The sequence below is a fragment of the Candidatus Kirkpatrickella diaphorinae genome (assembly GCF_025736875.1).
Classification (GTDB): domain Bacteria; phylum Pseudomonadota; class Alphaproteobacteria; order Acetobacterales; family Acetobacteraceae; genus Sorlinia; species Sorlinia diaphorinae.
On sequence record NZ_CP107052.1, the window covers coordinates 796,011 to 814,329 of the forward strand.

Genomic DNA, 18,319 nt, shown 5'->3' on the forward strand with positions numbered 1-18,319 from the left:
AGTGCGAGGACATAAAATGACTGAAAACACTTACGATGATCAAAACATCTTCGCCCGCATCCTGCGCCATGAGCTTAAAGCCGATGTGATTTTTGAAAATGACCACGTGCTTGTTTTCCGGGACAAGTTTCCACAGGCGCGCGTGCACCTCCTCGCCATCCCGAAAGGGCGTTATCGGTCCTTCGATGATTTCAGCGCCCATGCCGGTCAGGAGGAGATCGTGAGTTTTTTCCAGGCCATTGGCGATTCGGCGCGTCAGGCGGGTTTGACGTGCGGCGGTTACCGTCTCGTGTCCAATTGCGGTAAAAATGCGGGGCAGGAAGTGCCGCATTTCCATATGCATATCCTTGGTGGGGAAGCGCTCGGCCCGATAATTTCGCAGCTTCATTAATTTCCCTTGCCATCAGGCTGGTTTCTGCTAGAACGCACCTGCCTCGACCCATTCGTCTAGAGGCCTAGGACACCGCCCTCTCACGGCGGCAACACGGGTTCGAATCCCGTATGGGTCGCCATTTCCAGAATTTCCCGTCACATTTTGATGACTGAGCGTTAAGGCCGAGCAGCCCGTCTCGGCGGGCGCTTGCTCGCCTAGTAAATCCTGCCGGATTTACCCGCAAAATGCGCCAGCTTAACCAACTTGAGTCGGCTGGCAGCGCGTTGAGCCTTAACGAAAACTTTTAATATTAATTCTCAACGCGGATCGATACTATTGATTAGCATTGAAATCCGCGTCTTTCGTTTGGCATTGTGACGATACACAACGACGCCATGATAGAAGCGACCTTTTGCACAGGGCAAATGGAGGGAAGGTCATGGCACGTTGGTGGGTTGATGGCATCAATTGCTTCATCATTGATTCGTCCACGTCTACAATCAAAGGCCAGACATTAACGTCCAAAAACGGCGTTATCTTCAAAAATGGTGGATATGGAGATGGCAATATAGTCGATGGTGGGAATGTCTATATTGACCCGAACGGTTACGTCGCCAATTCGACAATCAAGTCGGGCCTCGTCCGCACAGGTGGCGGCACACTTAACTCTATTTCGATGACAGGTGGTGACGTAACGATCGGCGCAGGGACGACAATGGAGGGTAAATTCGACATCAGCGGCGCCGGCAATGTGTCGATCGGTAAAAATGGATACGTTTCGACGAGCTCGTCAAACAAAGTTGTTTTAAATGTGTCATCCGGTAACGTGTCGATCGATCAGATCGGACCCGCCGCGCTGAACCTTGCACGAAATGCAAACGTCTCTGTGACAAAAGCGGCGATGCAAAACCTGACGGTCAATGCAACGGCAACGGATTACTCATTCGATATCACCGATCTTGACCCATCGACGATAACCGGCGTCACACAATCGACCAATAAATTTGTCATTCACACGACGAAAGGCGATGTGACGATCAACGGGAACCTCCAGAATTACAAGTTCACGCCGGATAATAAAGGCGGCACGATCATTTCATCATGCTTTGCCGAGGGCACACTCATCCAGACGCCGGACGGTGACAGGTTGGTTGAAACGCTTGAATTGGGTGACCTTGTCTCGACGCATCTTGGGCCGCAACCCATCAGGTGGCTGGGCAAAAGAGAGGTGGATCTCCGCGGCGCGACGGAGATGGATAACTTCCTCGTACGTATCAAGGCCGACGCTTTCGACAAGGGCCTACCGAAACGCGATTTGTGGATTACACCCGAGCACTGCATTCTCATTAATGAAAAATTGATACCTGTGCGTCGCCTCGTCAATGGCGCCTCAATTGCTTATGACCTGAAACGTCGCCGTTATACTTATTATCACTTCGCTTTTGAAAAGCATGCCATTGTCTTTTCAGAAGCCCTCCCCTCAGAAAGCTATCTGATCGGTCAGAATAAGCGGGAGTTCGGCGTGGTCGAGAGTTCGGGAGAAGAGATCGACACGACCCTCGCCTACCCGCTCGTGACCGAAATTGAGGAAGCGAACCGAGTGTGGCAGCGCCTGGCAGCGCGTTCAAACAGTCTAGGCATGCCGGTGACGTCGAGCAATCCCGTATTGAGCCGCAAATTGGTACAGCTCAGGACTGACCGTGGTGAGATCGCCCTCTTGAAGGATGTAAACGACCGGCATGCGGTATTCTCGGTGCCTGCCGGGACGAAGTACGTCGTCATTGAAAGCGATGCTTCTCGTCCGGACCAGTTTCATGGCCCCTATTGGGATGATCGACGCCGACTGGGCGTGCGTGTGGGGCCTGTCCATGTGTCTGATCAGAGCCATAGCATGGTGATTGATGCGCATCTCAATGACAGGCAACTTGGTGGTTGGAATAATGTTGAGGATGGTCGATCCCGCTGGACAAGCGGGAAAGGCATCATCCCCCTCGCCCATCTCTCAAACCTCTCCCGTCATAAAGAGCTTGAACTCAGGATCGCCTTCCCAGACCGTGAAGAGGTTGCCTTTTAACCGCCTCAGGTGAGCCTGATATCCGGCAAAATATTGAGCTCTTACAGGCCGCTATAAACGGGCCGGGATGACGCGATATCCCAACCCGTGACCGCCCGCACTTTCAAAGGTCGGCGGTCTCAACTTCTCTCTTCGCGGTTTTCCCACCATCCGCAAAAGCGTTTACTTTGTCCTGGAAGACCTTTTTCAAGCTCTGATGGGTGAGTGCCGTGTCCTCAAAGGGTATGCGGCCACCATATTCCTGGTCAAATTCCACAGCGCGAACGGCACTGCGATCTCTCTTAATCCGGAAAAGTCGGCCCACCCGTTCCTTTTTGTAAAAAACCACCACGCAATCTCGATACGCTTTGAAATCCACGTCGTTAATGGCCTCAAAAAGCATATCTGTCTCAGAGAGAAAGGCAAGTCGTTGCTTGACGTTATTGAGAAAAGCCGCTTCCTCCTCCCCGAGTTGATCCGTCTCCAACGGATTGATCACGGCGTCATTGGCGTTTGCTTCAAGGGATACAACCGGGTCTTCCTGCTGAGTCGCTTTATTGCTGAGATCCAGCCTTTTGAGAATTTTGATATTGATGAATTCCTCGAAAGCACGTTGCGTGAGATTGACATAATCCGGCAGTGATTTTGACCGCACGCCGGAAATCCCGATTTCCTGCAAAATGAGGCGAACGAATGCTTTGCTGGGTCGCGCTGCAAGCTCGTTAATTCTTTGAACCAGACCTTGGAAGATGAGCTTTCTTTTCGCTTCAGCGCCGATATTTTCCGGGTCGAAGGATTTCCGTTCAAGACTTTTTAAACCGTCCACAACTGACTCTTCGATTTTACCCTCAGCAACCTGTGTCAGATCAAATGAGAGGAAGGCATTTGCGTCCATCATATTCGGCTCATCAGAGTCCGCATAGAATTCGTAAAGAAGCCCGTCAGTAATGACACCCATCTTAACGGTGGGCGCGGCGTTGAAATAAGACCGCAATTGCCCTCGATCATCTTTCAGAGCCGCACCCGTTGCTTTGCACTCAATGGCAATGACCGGAGATGAGTCTTTGAGGATGGCGTAATCGACCCGGTTTTTATATTTTTCAGAAAAATCGGCGTTATGTTCGGGACAAACTTCGTCCGGATTTGAAATGTCGTAGCCGATAAACGATAAAAACGGCAAAACGAGAAACATTTTAGTGCCCTCTTCATTAGCGCACCGGGAAGCTACACCGACCATCCTGATCGCGAAATCGATGAAGTTCTGCTTAAAGTCGTCAATCATTTTGCCTCGCATATACATTATTCGACTGCCATTCTTTAAAAATGACTTCCTCATTCTACAGTCTTAAATATTAATAGTTCAGAAATGAAGCGTGTTAAATCGTCTCGTCAGCACTGATGCGAACAGGCCAGCTTTTGCTCGAGAGAGAAAACCTTCCACCCCTCTGATTTTATGTCACACGCCGGAGACAGTTTTTTGACGGCGGCGTGACGGGAGATTAAACGCGCAAAACCGAAGGCGAAATCCGCAGCGGCTTCGTCAACATGAAGTCGCATTGATTGGACTGATCATCTGCTATTCTGGCCAAATTATGAGCGACGTGACAGAGCATAGATACCGGAATCATTTGTTCCTGAAATAATCTGGTAAACCATTCCCTAATTTACACGCTGAGTGCGTTAAAAATTTTTGTAATGTCTAACTGAGACCATGCTCTGTTAAAATCGTAACCGTAACAACTTGATTATAACAATAAAGGACAAGTTTAATGCGCATTATTCCTCTCGCTTTAACGGCTCTCGCGATTATGCTCGCTACTCCCTCTGTGAAAGCCGATGACCAGATCGATTGCTCAGCCCAGGAAAGAAGCCTGTCTGCCGGGACGCACACAGGTCGCTTCGTTGATATGCGGCTCAAAGAAGCTTGGCCCCAAGATTACGTTCATTTCCTTTTCAAAAATGATTCGGATAATAAATTATACTGTGTCAGACAGTCGACTGCCGGCAATTCAAATATTGTAGCCTTGGCGGAAAAAGCTTTTATTCTGGACCATAAGGTTGTCATCAATACGGCTGGCGATTATTGGCTGACAGGCATTCTTTTCAAGGCGACAGAATAAAGCCAGCCTGTCGCTCCGACCTGATGAAACGTGTTCTGGGAAATGCTCGTCCTCTATCGCAAAGCGCGTAAGCTGCGAGATATTCAATCGAAGCGATCGCACGCGCGACCTGACGGCTTCAAATGTCAATTCGGGCTGCCAAATCCTGGTTGAATGCCTGATCTGAGGAATTTTGACGCGTCAGCGGTAATTGATGATGTGAGGATGTGCCTGAAACGCGTGTTTCTCTATTTGTCTCCTTTGGGAAATATACGTTCCTGAAATGTTTACGCGTTAAACTGATTTAATAAATCAACATCTTTTATTAATAAACAATAACAATAAAAGGACAGATTAAATGCGTTTTGTGCCTCTCGCTTTAATGGCGCTCGCGGTCACTCTCGCGTCCCCCTCCGTAAAAGCCGATGATCAGCTCGATTGCACGGCCCAGGAAAAAACCCTATCTCCCGGATCGCATTCAGGTATCTTCGTGGATGTGCGGCTCAAACAAGCTTGGCCCCAGGAATGAATTCATTTTCTTTTCAAGAATGATACTGATAATAAATATTATTGCGTCAGACAAACGACTGACGGCAAAGCGAATATCGTAGCTTTAGCTGAGAAAGCTTTTCTGCTCAACCATAAGGTTATTATCAATACGGCTGCAGATTATTGGCTGACAGGCGTTCTTTTCAAAGCGACAGAGTAGAGTTTGCCCTTCTCTCTGGCGCAATCTACTCCAGAAATGCGCCAGAGGAAGATGCCAGCGCGTCAGTTGCTCGGTAGCAGCTTTGAAATCCCTGTTCACGTACATCTCTGCCTGCGCTTTAAATCCGCATCTCAAGTGTTTTTACTGTTGAGATACGTCGTCCTACCTTTCGAAAACGTCACTTATTATTCGTGTAAGCTCGCTTGGCCAAATTTCCGCTCTGAGGCTGTGTGAGCGTTCACGCCAGTGGACTTACCACGCTTCCGGAGCCTGATTTAATGAAACGTCATTATTTTACGGGCAAGTCGACCCGTGCCTTCGTCCATAGTTCCATCTTTCTCACTTTGCCGATGGTGCAATCATCCGTAGCGCTTGCGATCCGGCCGCCTGAAGTCGTTTACTGCCTTTCCCTCGTCCCCCCGGAGGAGGCATTCCGAAATGGATTTAGAGCGGACGGATACGATACCGACCTTTTGCGCTACGCAGCGGGCACGCCGATACCTTTGCTACGATCAGCTTATATGACGACATTAGATACTTATGAGGGCGTGTTAAGTGTCGCCCGTCACCATTTGAGTTTTTCCCCTAACCTTCGATTTTACGTATACGCTATAAGACCGTCAGATAATTTTTACAGCGTGCGATTCTCATTGCACTATGCGCGATACCACCTGCCAAGCCCGGAGGCGCGCGCGCAAGCTGCCACTTTTCTTCTCGAAGGCTTTCGGACTCACGAATGGGTCGCGCTCGGCGGAATTCTCGGAGAGCAGATCATGAGCGCTCGAGAGGTTTACCTGGATCAAGGTGAATTATATACGGGCGAGTATACGGTCAATTGGGATTATCTTTATCTTCCCCCCGCGATGGCTAATGGCCCGATGGACATGCATAATGCCAGCATAGGGGTGGTTTACGTTGCGGAACGAAGAAGAGGTGTCTTCGTCTGGCCGGCCACCATCGATGTTATGGGATGCCAAAGATCTTCGCATCGGCTCAACGACCCGAAAACGGATCTCTGCGCGCCCCTCACCAAGCTGACCGTCGATGAACTTCGGGCGAAATCCGTCGGGCGGCTCATTGCGACGGGCACCCTTTTGGACTCGGCACTGGGCCAGCTCCCGAGCGTGCCGGGGCATGATGAATTATAAAAACGCTTTCCCCATCCGGCAAAAATTTTGCGCAACCTTGAAGTGACCGAGGAAGCAAATTCGAATTTGAATTTCATCATCTGATTTCATTTCCCTGGTCAAAGTAAAAGAAAGAAACGGCCATGAAATTCCGTAAAGCGATTATCGCGTTGGCAGCGACATGGCGTGCGACAGTGAGTTTCGCTGAAGATACGCCTGACGTCGTTTTCCGGGTCAATCTCTCCCCACCGGAAACCGTCTTCAAAGAGGGTTTTTCCGCCGCCGGAAATGACAGGGATCTTCTGCATTACGTGTCAGGGATGTCCCTTGCTAACGATAATGAAGCCTACGTCGCAACCACAAGCTCTTTACCCAATGCCATCGACTTGTGTTCAGAATGTAATGAGGAGGCACTGACAGGGCCTTTATATATTTATTACATCCGCCCGACCGATAATTTTTACAGTGTTTCGGATTCCATACGCTTTGCGCAGAATGTCCTCCCCAATCCTGATGTCAGGCGAGAGATCGACACGATCTGGCGGGCCACGCAGGGAGAGATGATTTATTACTGGGCCGCCCGCGCCGCCATTTCACCGAACCAGATTATGGGCGTGAGAAGATTTTACTGGAATAATGACAACCCGACACTGAGTGCGCTGGAGCCTAATCCGAATTATGTCTATCGAGATCCTGAGGTCAGCGCCTATCCTATGCCGATCCATAATGCGACGATTGAGGCCGCCTTCGTCGCGCCTCAACCGCATGGCGTCGGTTTTGAAGCTGCTGGAATGGTGGACATGCTTCATGGCCCGCAATTTCAACGACACGCAACTTTCAAATCGCCGCAATGCCGAGCCCTTCAGCGCTTGACCTTCCAGGAACTGCGCACGAAAAACTTAGGCAGGCTGATTGCCGCTGGCATTCTCATGGATTCAACATCCGGTCAGCTCCGAAGCGTGCCTGGGCATGATGAGCTATGACCGCCCCCCTTCCCCTGGCCCCTCTTCCACTTTGGGAAAGCGACGTTCAGGCAACGCGTTTCCGTCAGGTTGCTTTGCTAACGTGGATGAGATGCGCCGCCTCACCAATTCCACAGTTCCTTTCTGACCATGTCGGTCATGACCGCAATTTCACCTTCACAAAATCATTGCAAGATCAGAGATCACCATGAAACGCCTGACGGCCGCGCTCCTCATTGCCTCGGCTGCATTTGCGTCAGCAGGCTACGCGATCGACCCGCCTGACATGGTTTATAAGGTCTCCTACCGGCCACCGGAAACCACTTTCCTCAATGGCTTCGTTGCCGTCGGTCGTGACAGAGACGTTGTTCGCTTCGCGTCGGGCGCATCAACAAGGGATAGCAGCACGGCCTATGTCTCGACGCTGGATTCGTGGCATCACGTATCCTACGTGGTCGAGTCCACGGCAAGGAGAAATCCCGAGCTCCCGATTTACATCTATTATGCCCGCCCGACCGAAAATTTCTTTAATGTCGAAGAGTCACTTTTATTTGCCCGGGATGTTCTACCGAGTGGCGCGGCGCGACGGCAGGTCAATGATTTATGGCTCGCAACGCGCGGCTGGACACAGGGGAGCTGGGTCGCCACAGCCGCCATCGCGGGCGATCAGATTTCCGGCGCACGTAGATATTACTGGAATAACGGTGATCCCTATTACGGCGCCTACATCGTCAACTGGAATTACTATTACCTGCCGCCGGAAGTGAGCCGCGGCCCGATGCCCGTGCATAATGCGACGGTAGACGCCGCTGAAGTCGCGGAAGAGGCGCATGGTGTTGGTTTCATGCCCGCCGCAGTCGCCAATATGGCGTGCGATGCACAGCCCAGACGCCTTGGAAACGCGCAGACGCAGCGTTGCCCGACTGTCGAGAGCCTCTCCTTCGACACACTCCGCACGAAGGCAATCGCGAAGCTTATCGCTTCCGGCATTCTTGTAAGTGCATTACCCGCTCAGCTTGTGAGTGAGGCCGGGCATGATGAGCTATGACCGCCCCTTGCCCCGACCCCTTTTGCCAGAATGAGAGAATGCCACCGCGATATGCGCAATCGCCAAAAGGCGTTGGTGACGCTGCTAAAAAGCGCCTGGGCGTCCATGATGTCCTGGCACGCTGGGCAGGCGGATCATCATCCTGGATACGCTCCCAAACAATCATCGCCAGATCAGAGATCACCATGAAACTGTTTTCGGTCGCCCTTCTCACGGCTGCAACTCTGTCAACTACCATAAGTCGCGCGATGACCCCGCCTGATAAGGTTTATAAGGTCTCCTTCCAAACGCCGGAGACCGTATTTCAGACTGGCTTCGTGTCGCTCGGCCATGACAGGGATTTCATCCGCTACATATCAGGCGCGTCGACCGAAGATGACAGCACCGCCTGCGTCTCGTCGATGGATCTATGGTGCGATGTGTCAGCAATCAGTGAAGCGACTGCAAGGCGACATCCCGAGCGCCCGATTTACGTCTATTACATCCGCCCGACGGAAAATTTCTTCAATGTGGAAGCGTCACTTTTATATGCCCGGGATGTTTTGCCGCCGGGCCCGGCCTGGCGGCAGGTCGATGATTTGTGGCGCGCGACACATCATTGGACGGAAGGAGCCTGGGCGGCCACCGCCGCGATTGCGGGTGACCAGATCTCGGTTGCACGAAGATATTATTGGAATGATGATCGACCTTATTTCGGTTCTTTCTTCAACAACCCGAATTATTATATTCTGCCGCCGGAAGTCAGTCACCGCCCGCTATCCGTGCGAAATGCGACGGTAGAAGCCGCCGAGGTCGCGGAAGCAGCCCATGGCGTCGGGTTTGTGCCAGCTGCGGTCGTTAATACGGCGTGCGACCCTCAGTCCCAAAGCCTCGGCACATCCAGGACGCGCCCTTGCCCACCGGTTACTCGCCTCTCCTTCGGCGCACTCCGTACGAAAACGATCGCAAAGCTCATCGTTTCGGGCGCCCTCATGGGTTCGACGTCCGGTCAGCTCCGAAGTGAACCTGGGCATGATGAATTATGAGTTGAGGCGGATCTGACCTGCAGGGGCCGGAGGGAAGATGTTGATCTGTCGATAAATGGCGAAGTCGATTGACCAATCCGAAGACGCTCCTTCCAACATTCCATCATTAGGCGCGATCGGATCAGACGGATTGTCGTTACAGTCTTAAAGTCTCATAATGATGCCAAAAACGAGATCGATATGAAATTTTCATCAGCTTTTCTCTTTGTCACAACAGGCCACTTTCCATCAGCAAGCCATGCCATCAACACGCCGAGCTACGTCATCAAGGTTGTGACTCAAGAGCCGACAAATATCTTTGCTCACGGCTTCATCACTTTAGGCCATGATCGAGACCTTGTCCGCTTCATTACAAGCACGTTGAGACAAAGATCAGCCTCGGCCTATTTGGCAACCACCGAAGAACCGCCTGATTTAAGTCCGGTTTTTGGGGATATGGCAAGGTCGCACCCGGACCAGACACTTTACCTCTATCGTATCCGTCCGACCGATAATTTTTACAATCTGGAAATGTTTCTCATCTTCGCACGAGATGCTCTCCCCGACGGCGCTGCCAGGAGGAGGCTGCATGATTACTGGCTCGCTACACGGGAATGGTCGCCCGTCACGTGGTTAGCCACCGCTGCAATTACGGGCGATCATATAGCGGGAGCATATCCGTTTCGGATGGAGAATGGCGCCTTGCGGCTCGGCCGATACATCCCCAACCCTAATTATTTCTACGCAATACCGAAGGTGAGTGACCGCATAATCCCTGTGCGCAACGCAACGGTGGAAAATGCTGTCGTCGCGGAAAACCAGCATGGTCTCGGCTTTATTCCCGCCGCAATTGTTCCGGATGGTTGCAACGCGCAACCGAGACGTCTTTGTGCAGCCACGACCACCTCATGCCTGCCGCTTAAATATCTGTCTGTCCGCACGCTTCGCTCAAAAACAGTCGCGAAAATGATCGCCACCGGCATCATAGCAAGTACGGGCTCGGGCCAGCTTTTGCCAGGCTCCGGGCATGATGAATTGTGATGACTGAGCCTGCAACAGATTTTTCTCTCTCAAAGGAGGGAAACATCACCGCGATGACAGGCCGAAATCATCATGCGACGTGCATGTTGGCAGGCTTCGCCACAGCATCAAGTCTCGATTGCGATCAATAGAAGCAGAACATTTACGACGCTCCATTTTAACAAAAAAAATCAAGAACGGAGATCATTATGAAGTTTCTCGTAGCCTCTCTCTTTGTCGCTTCATCGTTTTTCACTTCGGTGAGCTACGCCATCACCCCGCCAGACTGGGTTTACAAGGTCGCCATGGGGGATCCTATACAAAAGTTTTCCGAGGGTTGGGTGACGATGGGCATCGACAGGGATCTCATGCGGTATCTGACCTGGAGTTCTGTGCGAGATGAGAGCACATATTACATCTGCTCCAATGAATTTTTGGATGATTTGGAGCCGGTGATTGAAGAAATTGCACGCAACCATCCTGATCAGATCGTCTATGTCTATCAAATTCGACCGACCGATAATTTTCACAATCTGGAAGAATCTGTGCGTTTTGCGCGTGATGCTCTTCCGCCCGGAGAGGCGCGAGAGGCGTTGCACCAGGCATGGCTCGCAACGAGACATTGGGCGCATGGGTCATGGCCGGCCACCGCCGCGATCTCCGGCGCGCAGATTTTTGGCGCAACGCCCTATAACTGGGTTGATGGACGGCTGAGACAGGGCCGCTTTATCTCTAATCCGGGTTACCTCTACGCGCTGCCGGAAGCGAGCAACGGCCCGATGCCCGTGCGAAATGCGACGGTTGAAGAAGCGGTTGTAGCTGAAGACCCGCACGGTGTCGGATTTATCCCGGGCGCGATTGTTCCTGACGGGTGCAATGCGCAACCGAGATGCCTCAGCGCGACCCCGTCCACCTCATGCCTGCCCCTTAAAAGCGTGCCTCTCCACACGCTCCATAGCAGAATGATCGCAAAAATGATCGCTGCCGGCATTCTGACAGGGACAAGATCGGCGCAGCTCTGGACCGTTCCCGGGCATGATGAACTGTGATTTTCGCGCTTTAAACAAATTTTTCGAACGGAGAAAGGAAATATCATCGAATGACGGGTCAATGTTATAATGCATCGAACATGTCGGCCGAAATTTCCAGACTCTTAATTGTTTAAGTACGTTTAGTAAGAGCAATTATTGGCTAACGCTCCATTTTAAAAAAAATAATATAGTAATGGAGGTCACTATGAGGGTCCTGGCAGCCTCTCTTTTCATCACTTCGTCATTTTTTTCGACAGCCTGTTATGCCTCGGACCCTCCGGACTGGGTTTATAGGATTTCCATGTCTGAGCCGGCGCAAATCTTCTCTCGTGGTTGGGTTTCGTCAGGGCATGACAGGGATCTTCTTCGCTTTCTGACTTCGGGTCCTACGGAAGATCAAACCTCAAATTATGTCACCACAGCCCAATATCTCTATGAAGTGGAGCCAATTGTCGAAAACATTGCTCGAAACTATCCTGACTTGACCGTCTACCTTTATCTAATACGCCCGACCAACAATTTTTTTAATCTGGAAGAGTCGTTGCGCATCGCTGCGGATGCTCTCCCGCTCGGTGAGGCAAGACAGGCGTTGCGTCAGGCATGGCGCGCAACGTGTCATTGGACGACGGGATTATGGCCAGCCAGAGGCGAGATTTCCGGCGCGCAGATTTTCGGTGCCGCACCCTATCATTGGGTCAATGGAGAGCTGAGAAGGCAAACCTTTATTTATAATCCGGATTTCCTCTACGCATTGCCAGAATCAAGCCGCTACCCAATGCCCGTGCGGAATGCGACGGTCGAGGAAGCGGTTGTAGCTGAAGACCCGCACGGTGTCGGATTCATCCCGGGCGCGATTGTTCCTGACGGGTGCAACGCGCAACCGAGACGCCTCGGCGCAACCCCATCCACCTCATGCCTGCCCCTTAAACGCGTGCCTCTCAGCACGCTCCATAGCAGAATGATTGCGAAAATGATCGTTACCGGCATTCTGACGGGGACAAGCTCCGGGCAGCTCTGGAGCGTTCCCGGGCATGACGAGCTTTAAGTGAGAATCGTCTTACGGCGCCTGGTTGGCGCATCGCGCGTCGATAAAACTGCGCAACACCTCAATTCCACCAATGCATCATCATAAAAAGAATGGAGTTCATCATGAAATTACTGGCAGCCACAATTTTTATCGCCTCTTCATTCGTTGCCACAGCAAGTTTCGCCGTAGTCCCACCCTCTGTCGTCTATACTTTCTCTTTTGCACCGCCATCGGAAGTCATTGATGAGGGACATGGGATAAGCCTACCTGATGAGAGAACGAGCTTCTGGTCCGCAGGAGGGTGGCAATTCGGCACAAATCAGAATTACATCTCACTGCTGGCCAGAATGAATGAAATGTCATCGGTCTTGACGCATCTTGCCGAACATTTCCACTTCGAAACACTGTACGTCTATGAAATCCGCCCGACGGACCATGTTTACAGCGTCGACGAATCCTTGCGATTCGCCATGAGTGTATTGCCGGAGGGTGCAGCAAGAAGTCAGATGCACACAGCATGGCTTTCATCGCGCGCGTGGACATCCGCGATGTGGGCGTCCACGAGGGCAATCCCCGCCGACCAGATTATCGGCGTGAGACGGTTGCGTATGGAGGGTGACAGATATGTGCCGGGTGATCTCGAACCCAACCCCAATTACTTATTCGCGGAACCGGAAGTCAGCCATAATCCGCTACCTATACGGAATGCTTCAGTAGAAGCTGCCGCCGTCGCGGAAGACCCTGAAGGGGCTGGCTTCATACCCGGGCCTATTGTCACGATGACATGTAACTCAAAACCCCAACGTTTGAGTTCTTCTCAAGCAGATACCTGCCCCCTGCCGATCAAAAAGCTCTCGTTTTACGAGCTTTACAGCAAGACGGTGGCGAAGCTGATCGCTACCGGCATCCTCATGGATACAACCTCGGGGCAACTCATGAGCGTACCGGGACATGATGAGCTTTAAACCACGTCCTTTTATCCCGGTAGATTCGCCAATCGGTAAGAGAGGGCAATGAGATTGAGACTTCGTAAAAAAGCGTTGACTGAGACGCAATAGACCCCGCTTTGTTTTTGAAATTCGTCTCATTTCGATCATTCATTATTCTGGTTTCATCTTCACATAACAAATTCAATAATGGAGATTACCGTGAAAGTTTTAGCCGCCTCGCTTTTAATCATCTCGACCTTGATCGTTTCTTCGGGCCACGCTGAAGATACGCAAAAAAAACTCTATAAAATTTCTTTTGATCCGAAGGAGAAAGTCTTCGCTGAGGGCTTTCCGATTGCGGGTGATGACAGTGACTTCCTCCATTTCATCGCCGGTTCTTCAATAAGGGAGGGACGCGCCCGCTTCATCCCTCTTTTCGACCACCTTTATGTCGTGATGGAACGCGCTCAGCAAATTGCCGACGCGAACCCCGGGACGCCGCTTTACGTTTACGAGGTCCGACAGACACCAAATTTCTACAACGTGATGCGATCTCTTGAATTTGCCAGTTCAGCTATTCCAGACTCTGAAACAACTCTCAACATTCGTCACGTGATGGAAGCAGAAAGACACTCACTCACCTATGCCTGGGCGGCGACCAGTTCGATCACGAGCGACCAGATTGCGGCGGTATATAGCTATGGTGACCGTCATAATCCTCACAGTTTAGTCCATCTGGCTGACAATGAAGATTATATTTTTGCCCCGGCGGAAGTGAACCCTCAACCCCTGCCGGTACGCAACGAAACATTGAATAATCTGGATGTTGCTGCGGAACCGCACGGCGCTGGCTATATGGCGGCCTTTGTCGCCAATATTCCGTGTGACCCGCAATCAAAACGCCTCGGCACATCATCTCTTTCACATCAATGCACGCCTCTTGAGAACCTTCCGGTCAAAACGGTTTATCAACGGACGATCGCGAAAATGATTGCTGCCGGCATCCTTATGGGTTCGACCTCAGGTCAGCTCTGGAGTGCACCAGGTCATGACGAGCTTTAAGTCCTGACTACGCGCCCGTCTTGTCACGTATATCGCCCGGAAAAACCCTTCACCCATCCGCGATAGCTGAAAGATATTGGTCCTGCCGCGGAGGAGTGTCTACGCGTCAAAGCGTCAATGATGAGGGCAGGGACAGATGGTTTCAGCAATCTAAATTCACTTAACGCTCACGGAATCAAAATCCCATGAAATTCCTCAACGCCTCTCTCGTCATCGCGTCGATGATGTTTGCTTCAGTGAGTCACGCCAAAGCTGCGCCTTTGGTCGTTTACACCGTATCCTTCCAACCGCCGGAGAGCATCTTCTCCGCAGGCTTGACAAGCGACGGTACGGAGAAAGATCTCAATCGCTTTCTGGCAGGCAAAGGCGCATCGGGGGAGAAATCGGCTTATCTCCCTCTGACAGAAGCGATGAGCCATGCGACGCGGATCAGTGAGGCGCTTACGCGTGATAAACCTCATGGCACGGTCTATGTTTATTACGTCCGCCCGACGAAGAATTTCTATAATATCGTCGACTCACGTCGATTTGCCGAGGAAATTTTACCGCAAGGCGTGGCGAAGAAGGAATTGAACGATATCTGGTTCTCTACGCGCTATTGGGTGGAGGATGAGTGGGCGGCTGACACCTCAATCTCGAATGAGCAGATTATGGGCGTCAGAACCCTCACATGGCACGACGATGTCCCGGAACTTGGGGCATTCTCCCCGAACCCAAATTATATTTCGGCCGTGTCGGAGGTCAGCCAGCGCCCGATGCCGCCGCGAAACACGCCAATCGACGCCGCCGAGGTTGCGAAAAACGGGAAAGGCATCGATTTCATACCTGCGTCGATCGCAGAGATGGCCTGCACGCCGCAACATCTCAACCTCGCCGCATCGCCGTCAGGCCTGTGCCTGCCGCTTGAGCGGCTGTCGACCAGCAAGCTTCATGAACGAAAAGTCGCAAAAATGATCGTCACCAATGTTTTTTCGATTTCAGGCTCGGGCCAGCTTTAAAGCGCAACTGGGAAAGCGTTCCTGAAACTCGGTCAAGTTGATTGTGATCCGTGCGAGAGAGAAAGTAGGCGCGAGACTGATATGTCCGTTTATGCGATTAAGCCGGTTTTGAGGCGACTCATCATCTCCATCCTCGCGATGGCTGGAATCCCATCGACATATGTTGCCGATACCCCGCCCCATGTCGTCTATATTTTCACGTCCTCCCCACCCACCATGATTTTTTAACATGGTCTCACGGCAAAAGGCACGGATCGCGATTTCATCCGCTTTATTTCGGGGGCATCCGTCGCGGATGGCACATCGGCTTATCTGGTGCTGAATGACTCCCTGGAACGCACTCTCGCCGCGGCGCAAAATCGTCTGACCCACCGACCCAACGTCGATTATTACCTCTACGCCATCCGTCCATCCGACTCATTTTACAGTGTGATGACGTCGCTTCTTTATGCACGTACAGCCCTGCCGGAAGGCGAAGCTCGGCAGCAAGTGAGCGACATGCTGGTTGCGGAGCGTCCATTCAATGTCTGGGCGGCCCGCGACTTCGTCTCCCCGAGTCAGATTTACAAGGCGAGGCGCCTCTATCTGGAGAATGGTCGGGTTGTCCTCGGTACCGTGATATCTAATCCGCAATACTTATACAGCCGACCGGAAGTCAGCCTGCACCCAATGCCGATCCGAAACCGGACGGCTGAAGCCGCCTATATCGGCGAACAGACGCATCAGATCAATTTCATACTTCTCGGAATGGACCATATGGGTTGCGGTGCGCCGCAACCCCGTCGAAAAGTCGCGCGAGGGGATGCATGCATTTCTGCGAAGAAACTCACTTTCCGGGCGCTGTACGCTCAATTTGTCTCAAAGCTCATGGTCCTGGATGTTCTGTCGGATCCGAAGATAGGGCGAGCCGAGACCAGGCCCGGAAATCATGCGTCCTGAGTTTGTGATCTCATCCGGTGATGACCGCGCGATTATTTGTAAGCCGACCTCTCATCCGCACTTCGAGATGCGGATGGCTTTCCTGAGTAAGCTTCACCAGCAAAACTTCTTGCTTGTGAATTTTTTGCATTTCTAATCGTATAAAAAGAGAGTTACTGAAATGAAAGTCCTGCAAGTAGCCTTCATCCTGGCGTCCTTATTTCTGGACACCGCAAGCTATGCTCTCGACCCGCCCAAAGTCGTTTACCGCATATCCTCCCGCGCGCCGGCGGACGTATTTTCATCCGGATTTCCGGCCGAGGGAGATGATATAGATCTTCTGCGTTACGTCGCCGGAACCTCAGTCACTGATGGCACGTCGGCCTATATCTCGACAACTCAGATACCCAGGCACGCGATCGCCATCGCCGCCATTTTTTCGCGGGCCTATCCATCCGTACCCGTTTATATATATATGGTTCGCCCGACCGAGAATTTTTACAGTGTCGCAGCGTCCTTGCGTTTCGCGCGAGATGCCTTGCCCAATCCCGCAGTCAGAGAGCAGGCCAGCGCAATCGCGCTCGCAACCCAGGGCCAGGAAAACGGGCATTGGGCAGCGCGGGGCGGCATCAGCCTTGAGCAGATTTCAGGTGTCAGGCGGTTTTTCTGGAATAACGGCCATCCAATACTGGGTGACCTGACAAGAAATGATCATTACCTTTTCATGCCATCCGCCATCAGTCATCTTCCGATGCCCGTGCATAATGCGACGGTCGCCGCTGCTTATGTCGCGGAGGAACCTCTTAGCGCCGGCTTCATGTCCGCCGCGATTGCCAATATGGGCTGCGACCAACAGCCCCGCCAATGCAGGAAGGCTTTTGCGAGCCACTGCCTCTCCGTCAACCCCATGACTTTCAAGGCGCTTCGTTCGAAGACAGTGGCAAAAATGATGGCTTCAGGCATCCTGATGAGTTCCGTCTCAGGTCAGCTCCTGAGCGTACCCGGGCATGATGAACTCTGAGCAGAAAAATAATTCAGCGCCAATATCAACCCTTCCCGCAATATAGAGTCATATTACTTAATAATGAGAAGTCGATTTAGAGAAACGATCATGAAATTAAAATACGCCCTCGCCCTGCTTACGATCTTTTTCGTCTCGCAGACCTGTCGCGCTCAAGATCCAGTCATCTCTGTCTACCGATTTTCAAGCCGGCCACCGGCGGATATTTTCGCCCATGGCTTTCAAGCAGCCGGGGATAACGTTGACCTCCTCCGCTTTGCCTCTGGCGCGTCATTGACTGATCAAACATCAGCATATGTCGCAACCACGTCATCGATTGAATTTGCGTTGGACCTCTTCCGGCGGTTTCATCAATATCATCCCGGAACAGAGGTTTTCCTTTACACGATAAGGCCGACATTAAACTTCCACAGTCTTTCCATATCATTGCATCGCGCGGCCGTCATTTTACCGGATGTCGAAGCGCGGCATGAAGCTCAGACACTCCTGATTTCAGGTCGACGATATCATGAATGGGCGGCTTATGGAGGCATCACACCCGACCTGATCGTAAGCGCCTATCGTCTTAGAATTTTTGACGGCACTATTCAGCGGAGTGAACTTGAAAGAAATCCGAATTACTTTTATTTACCGCCCATTGTCAACCCCAACCCTCTGCCCGTTCGCAATACTATCGACCGGTTGGTGGAAGTTGCCGCTGGACAAGACAACATGTTTTTAATGCCTGCGGCGCTTAACAACATGGGATGTGACCGTGCGCCACAAAATTTGGAGACGGCTTGGAATGACTCATGCATGCCGTCTCGAAAACTTGCCATCAGAGCGCTTCACGCGAAGGAAGTGGCGAGACTGATTGTTTCCGGCGTCCTTACAGGCCCGATGCCCACCGAGGTTTGAGATTTATCGGAAGTTGTCGGGTCAAAACTGGATGGACCTGT

The 18,319-nt window shown here is 51.8% G+C and carries 17 protein-coding genes and 1 tRNA gene; 17 read left to right on the forward strand and 1 reads right to left on the reverse strand.

Going from position 1 to position 18,319, the window contains the following annotated elements; genetic code table 11:
- The first annotated feature begins 16 nt into the window (after window positions 1-16).
- From N5W20_RS03585 to N5W20_RS03595, 3 genes are all read left to right on the forward strand, one after another.
- Window positions 17-391, forward strand: coding sequence for an HIT domain-containing protein (locus tag N5W20_RS03585; protein ID WP_319807545.1), 375 nt, complete (start codon window positions 17-19; stop codon window positions 389-391).
- 45 nt (window positions 392-436) lie between these two features.
- A tRNA-Glu gene (locus N5W20_RS03590) sits at window positions 437-512 on the forward strand.
- 300 nt (window positions 513-812) lie between these two features.
- A complete protein-coding gene (locus N5W20_RS03595; RefSeq protein WP_319807546.1) occupies window positions 813-2,447 on the forward strand; it encodes a Hint domain-containing protein in 1,635 nt (544 codons plus the stop codon).
- A 103-nt stretch (window positions 2,448-2,550) separates the two neighbouring features.
- On the opposite strand, the gene N5W20_RS03600 is transcribed toward N5W20_RS03595, so the two are convergent.
- Window positions 2,551-3,708: a type I restriction endonuclease gene (locus N5W20_RS03600; RefSeq protein WP_319807547.1), complete on the reverse strand. Its 1,158-nt coding sequence runs from the start codon at window positions 3,706-3,708 to the stop codon at window positions 2,551-2,553.
- 487 nt (window positions 3,709-4,195) lie between these two features.
- Here N5W20_RS03600 and N5W20_RS03605 point away from each other — a divergent pair, with 487 nt between their 5' ends.
- The 14 genes from N5W20_RS03605 (at window position 4,196) to N5W20_RS03670 (ending at window position 18,278) form a co-directional block, all read left to right on the forward strand.
- On the forward strand, window positions 4,196-4,546 hold the full coding sequence (locus N5W20_RS03605) for a hypothetical protein (RefSeq protein WP_319807548.1): 351 nt from the start codon (window positions 4,196-4,198) through the stop codon (window positions 4,544-4,546).
- Window positions 4,547-5,512: 966 nt separating this feature from the next.
- Window positions 5,513-6,382 (forward strand): hypothetical protein, encoded by an 870-nt coding sequence (locus N5W20_RS03610; protein WP_319807549.1) that lies wholly within the window; start codon window positions 5,513-5,515, stop codon window positions 6,380-6,382.
- Between the two features lie 122 nt (window positions 6,383-6,504).
- The gene (locus N5W20_RS03615; protein ID WP_319807550.1) at window positions 6,505-7,344 is read left to right on the forward strand and encodes a hypothetical protein; all 840 of its coding nucleotides are present in this window, start codon (window positions 6,505-6,507) and stop codon (window positions 7,342-7,344) included.
- A gap of 187 nt (window positions 7,345-7,531) precedes the next feature.
- Window positions 7,532-8,371, forward strand: a complete 840-nt coding sequence (locus N5W20_RS03620) for a hypothetical protein (RefSeq protein WP_319807551.1) — start codon at window positions 7,532-7,534, stop codon at window positions 8,369-8,371.
- A 248-nt stretch (window positions 8,372-8,619) separates the two neighbouring features.
- Window positions 8,620-9,396, forward strand: coding sequence for a hypothetical protein (locus tag N5W20_RS03625; RefSeq protein WP_319807552.1), 777 nt, complete (start codon window positions 8,620-8,622; stop codon window positions 9,394-9,396).
- Window positions 9,397-9,576: 180 nt separating this feature from the next.
- On the forward strand, window positions 9,577-10,416 hold the full coding sequence (locus N5W20_RS03630; RefSeq protein ID WP_319807553.1) for a hypothetical protein: 840 nt from the start codon (window positions 9,577-9,579) through the stop codon (window positions 10,414-10,416).
- A gap of 188 nt (window positions 10,417-10,604) precedes the next feature.
- Window positions 10,605-11,444: a hypothetical protein gene (locus tag N5W20_RS03635; RefSeq protein ID WP_319807554.1), complete on the forward strand. Its 840-nt coding sequence runs from the start codon at window positions 10,605-10,607 to the stop codon at window positions 11,442-11,444.
- Window positions 11,445-11,727: 283 nt separating this feature from the next.
- Window positions 11,728-12,471, forward strand: coding sequence for a hypothetical protein (locus tag N5W20_RS03640; protein ID WP_319807555.1), 744 nt, complete (start codon window positions 11,728-11,730; stop codon window positions 12,469-12,471).
- Window positions 12,472-12,575: 104 nt separating this feature from the next.
- Window positions 12,576-13,418: a hypothetical protein gene (locus N5W20_RS03645; protein WP_319807556.1), complete on the forward strand. Its 843-nt coding sequence runs from the start codon at window positions 12,576-12,578 to the stop codon at window positions 13,416-13,418.
- 183 nt (window positions 13,419-13,601) lie between these two features.
- The gene (locus N5W20_RS03650; protein WP_319807557.1) at window positions 13,602-14,444 is read left to right on the forward strand and encodes a hypothetical protein; all 843 of its coding nucleotides are present in this window, start codon (window positions 13,602-13,604) and stop codon (window positions 14,442-14,444) included.
- Between the two features lie 185 nt (window positions 14,445-14,629).
- The gene (locus N5W20_RS03655) at window positions 14,630-15,442 is read left to right on the forward strand and encodes a hypothetical protein (RefSeq protein ID WP_319807558.1); all 813 of its coding nucleotides are present in this window, start codon (window positions 14,630-14,632) and stop codon (window positions 15,440-15,442) included.
- Window positions 15,443-15,757: 315 nt separating this feature from the next.
- Window positions 15,758-16,381 carry a hypothetical protein gene (locus tag N5W20_RS03660; protein WP_319807559.1) on the forward strand — a complete coding sequence of 208 codons (624 nt, stop codon included), beginning with the start codon at window positions 15,758-15,760 and terminating at the stop codon, window positions 16,379-16,381.
- A 160-nt stretch (window positions 16,382-16,541) separates the two neighbouring features.
- Window positions 16,542-17,381, forward strand: coding sequence for a hypothetical protein (locus N5W20_RS03665; protein ID WP_319807560.1), 840 nt, complete (start codon window positions 16,542-16,544; stop codon window positions 17,379-17,381).
- 90 nt (window positions 17,382-17,471) lie between these two features.
- On the forward strand, window positions 17,472-18,278 hold the full coding sequence (locus tag N5W20_RS03670; RefSeq protein ID WP_319807561.1) for a hypothetical protein: 807 nt from the start codon (window positions 17,472-17,474) through the stop codon (window positions 18,276-18,278).
- Window positions 18,279-18,319 lie beyond the last annotated feature (41 nt).

Bases quoted from the DNA above. Each gene is read 5' to 3' on its own strand.
- N5W20_RS03655 (WP_319807558.1), top strand. From the start codon at position 14,630: ATGAAATTCCTCAACGCCTCTCTCGTCATCGCGTCGATGATGTTTGCT.
- N5W20_RS03630 (WP_319807553.1), top strand. From the start codon at position 9,577: ATGAAATTTTCATCAGCTTTTCTCTTTGTCACAACAGGCCACTTTCCA.
- N5W20_RS03595 (WP_319807546.1), top strand. From the start codon at position 813: ATGGCACGTTGGTGGGTTGATGGCATCAATTGCTTCATCATTGATTCG.
- N5W20_RS03625 (WP_319807552.1), top strand. From the start codon at position 8,620: ATGACCCCGCCTGATAAGGTTTATAAGGTCTCCTTCCAAACGCCGGAG.
- N5W20_RS03670 (WP_319807561.1), top strand. From the start codon at position 17,472: ATGAAATTAAAATACGCCCTCGCCCTGCTTACGATCTTTTTCGTCTCG.
- N5W20_RS03620 (WP_319807551.1), top strand. From the start codon at position 7,532: ATGAAACGCCTGACGGCCGCGCTCCTCATTGCCTCGGCTGCATTTGCG.
- N5W20_RS03615 (WP_319807550.1), top strand. From the start codon at position 6,505: ATGAAATTCCGTAAAGCGATTATCGCGTTGGCAGCGACATGGCGTGCG.
- N5W20_RS03585 (WP_319807545.1), top strand. From the start codon at position 17: ATGACTGAAAACACTTACGATGATCAAAACATCTTCGCCCGCATCCTG.
- N5W20_RS03600 (WP_319807547.1), bottom strand. From the start codon at position 3,708: ATGATTGACGACTTTAAGCAGAACTTCATCGATTTCGCGATCAGGATG.
- N5W20_RS03645 (WP_319807556.1), top strand. From the start codon at position 12,576: ATGAAATTACTGGCAGCCACAATTTTTATCGCCTCTTCATTCGTTGCC.
- N5W20_RS03610 (WP_319807549.1), top strand. From the start codon at position 5,513: ATGAAACGTCATTATTTTACGGGCAAGTCGACCCGTGCCTTCGTCCAT.
- N5W20_RS03640 (WP_319807555.1), top strand. From the start codon at position 11,728: ATGTCTGAGCCGGCGCAAATCTTCTCTCGTGGTTGGGTTTCGTCAGGG.
- N5W20_RS03635 (WP_319807554.1), top strand. From the start codon at position 10,605: ATGAAGTTTCTCGTAGCCTCTCTCTTTGTCGCTTCATCGTTTTTCACT.
- N5W20_RS03605 (WP_319807548.1), top strand. From the start codon at position 4,196: ATGCGCATTATTCCTCTCGCTTTAACGGCTCTCGCGATTATGCTCGCT.
- N5W20_RS03665 (WP_319807560.1), top strand. From the start codon at position 16,542: ATGAAAGTCCTGCAAGTAGCCTTCATCCTGGCGTCCTTATTTCTGGAC.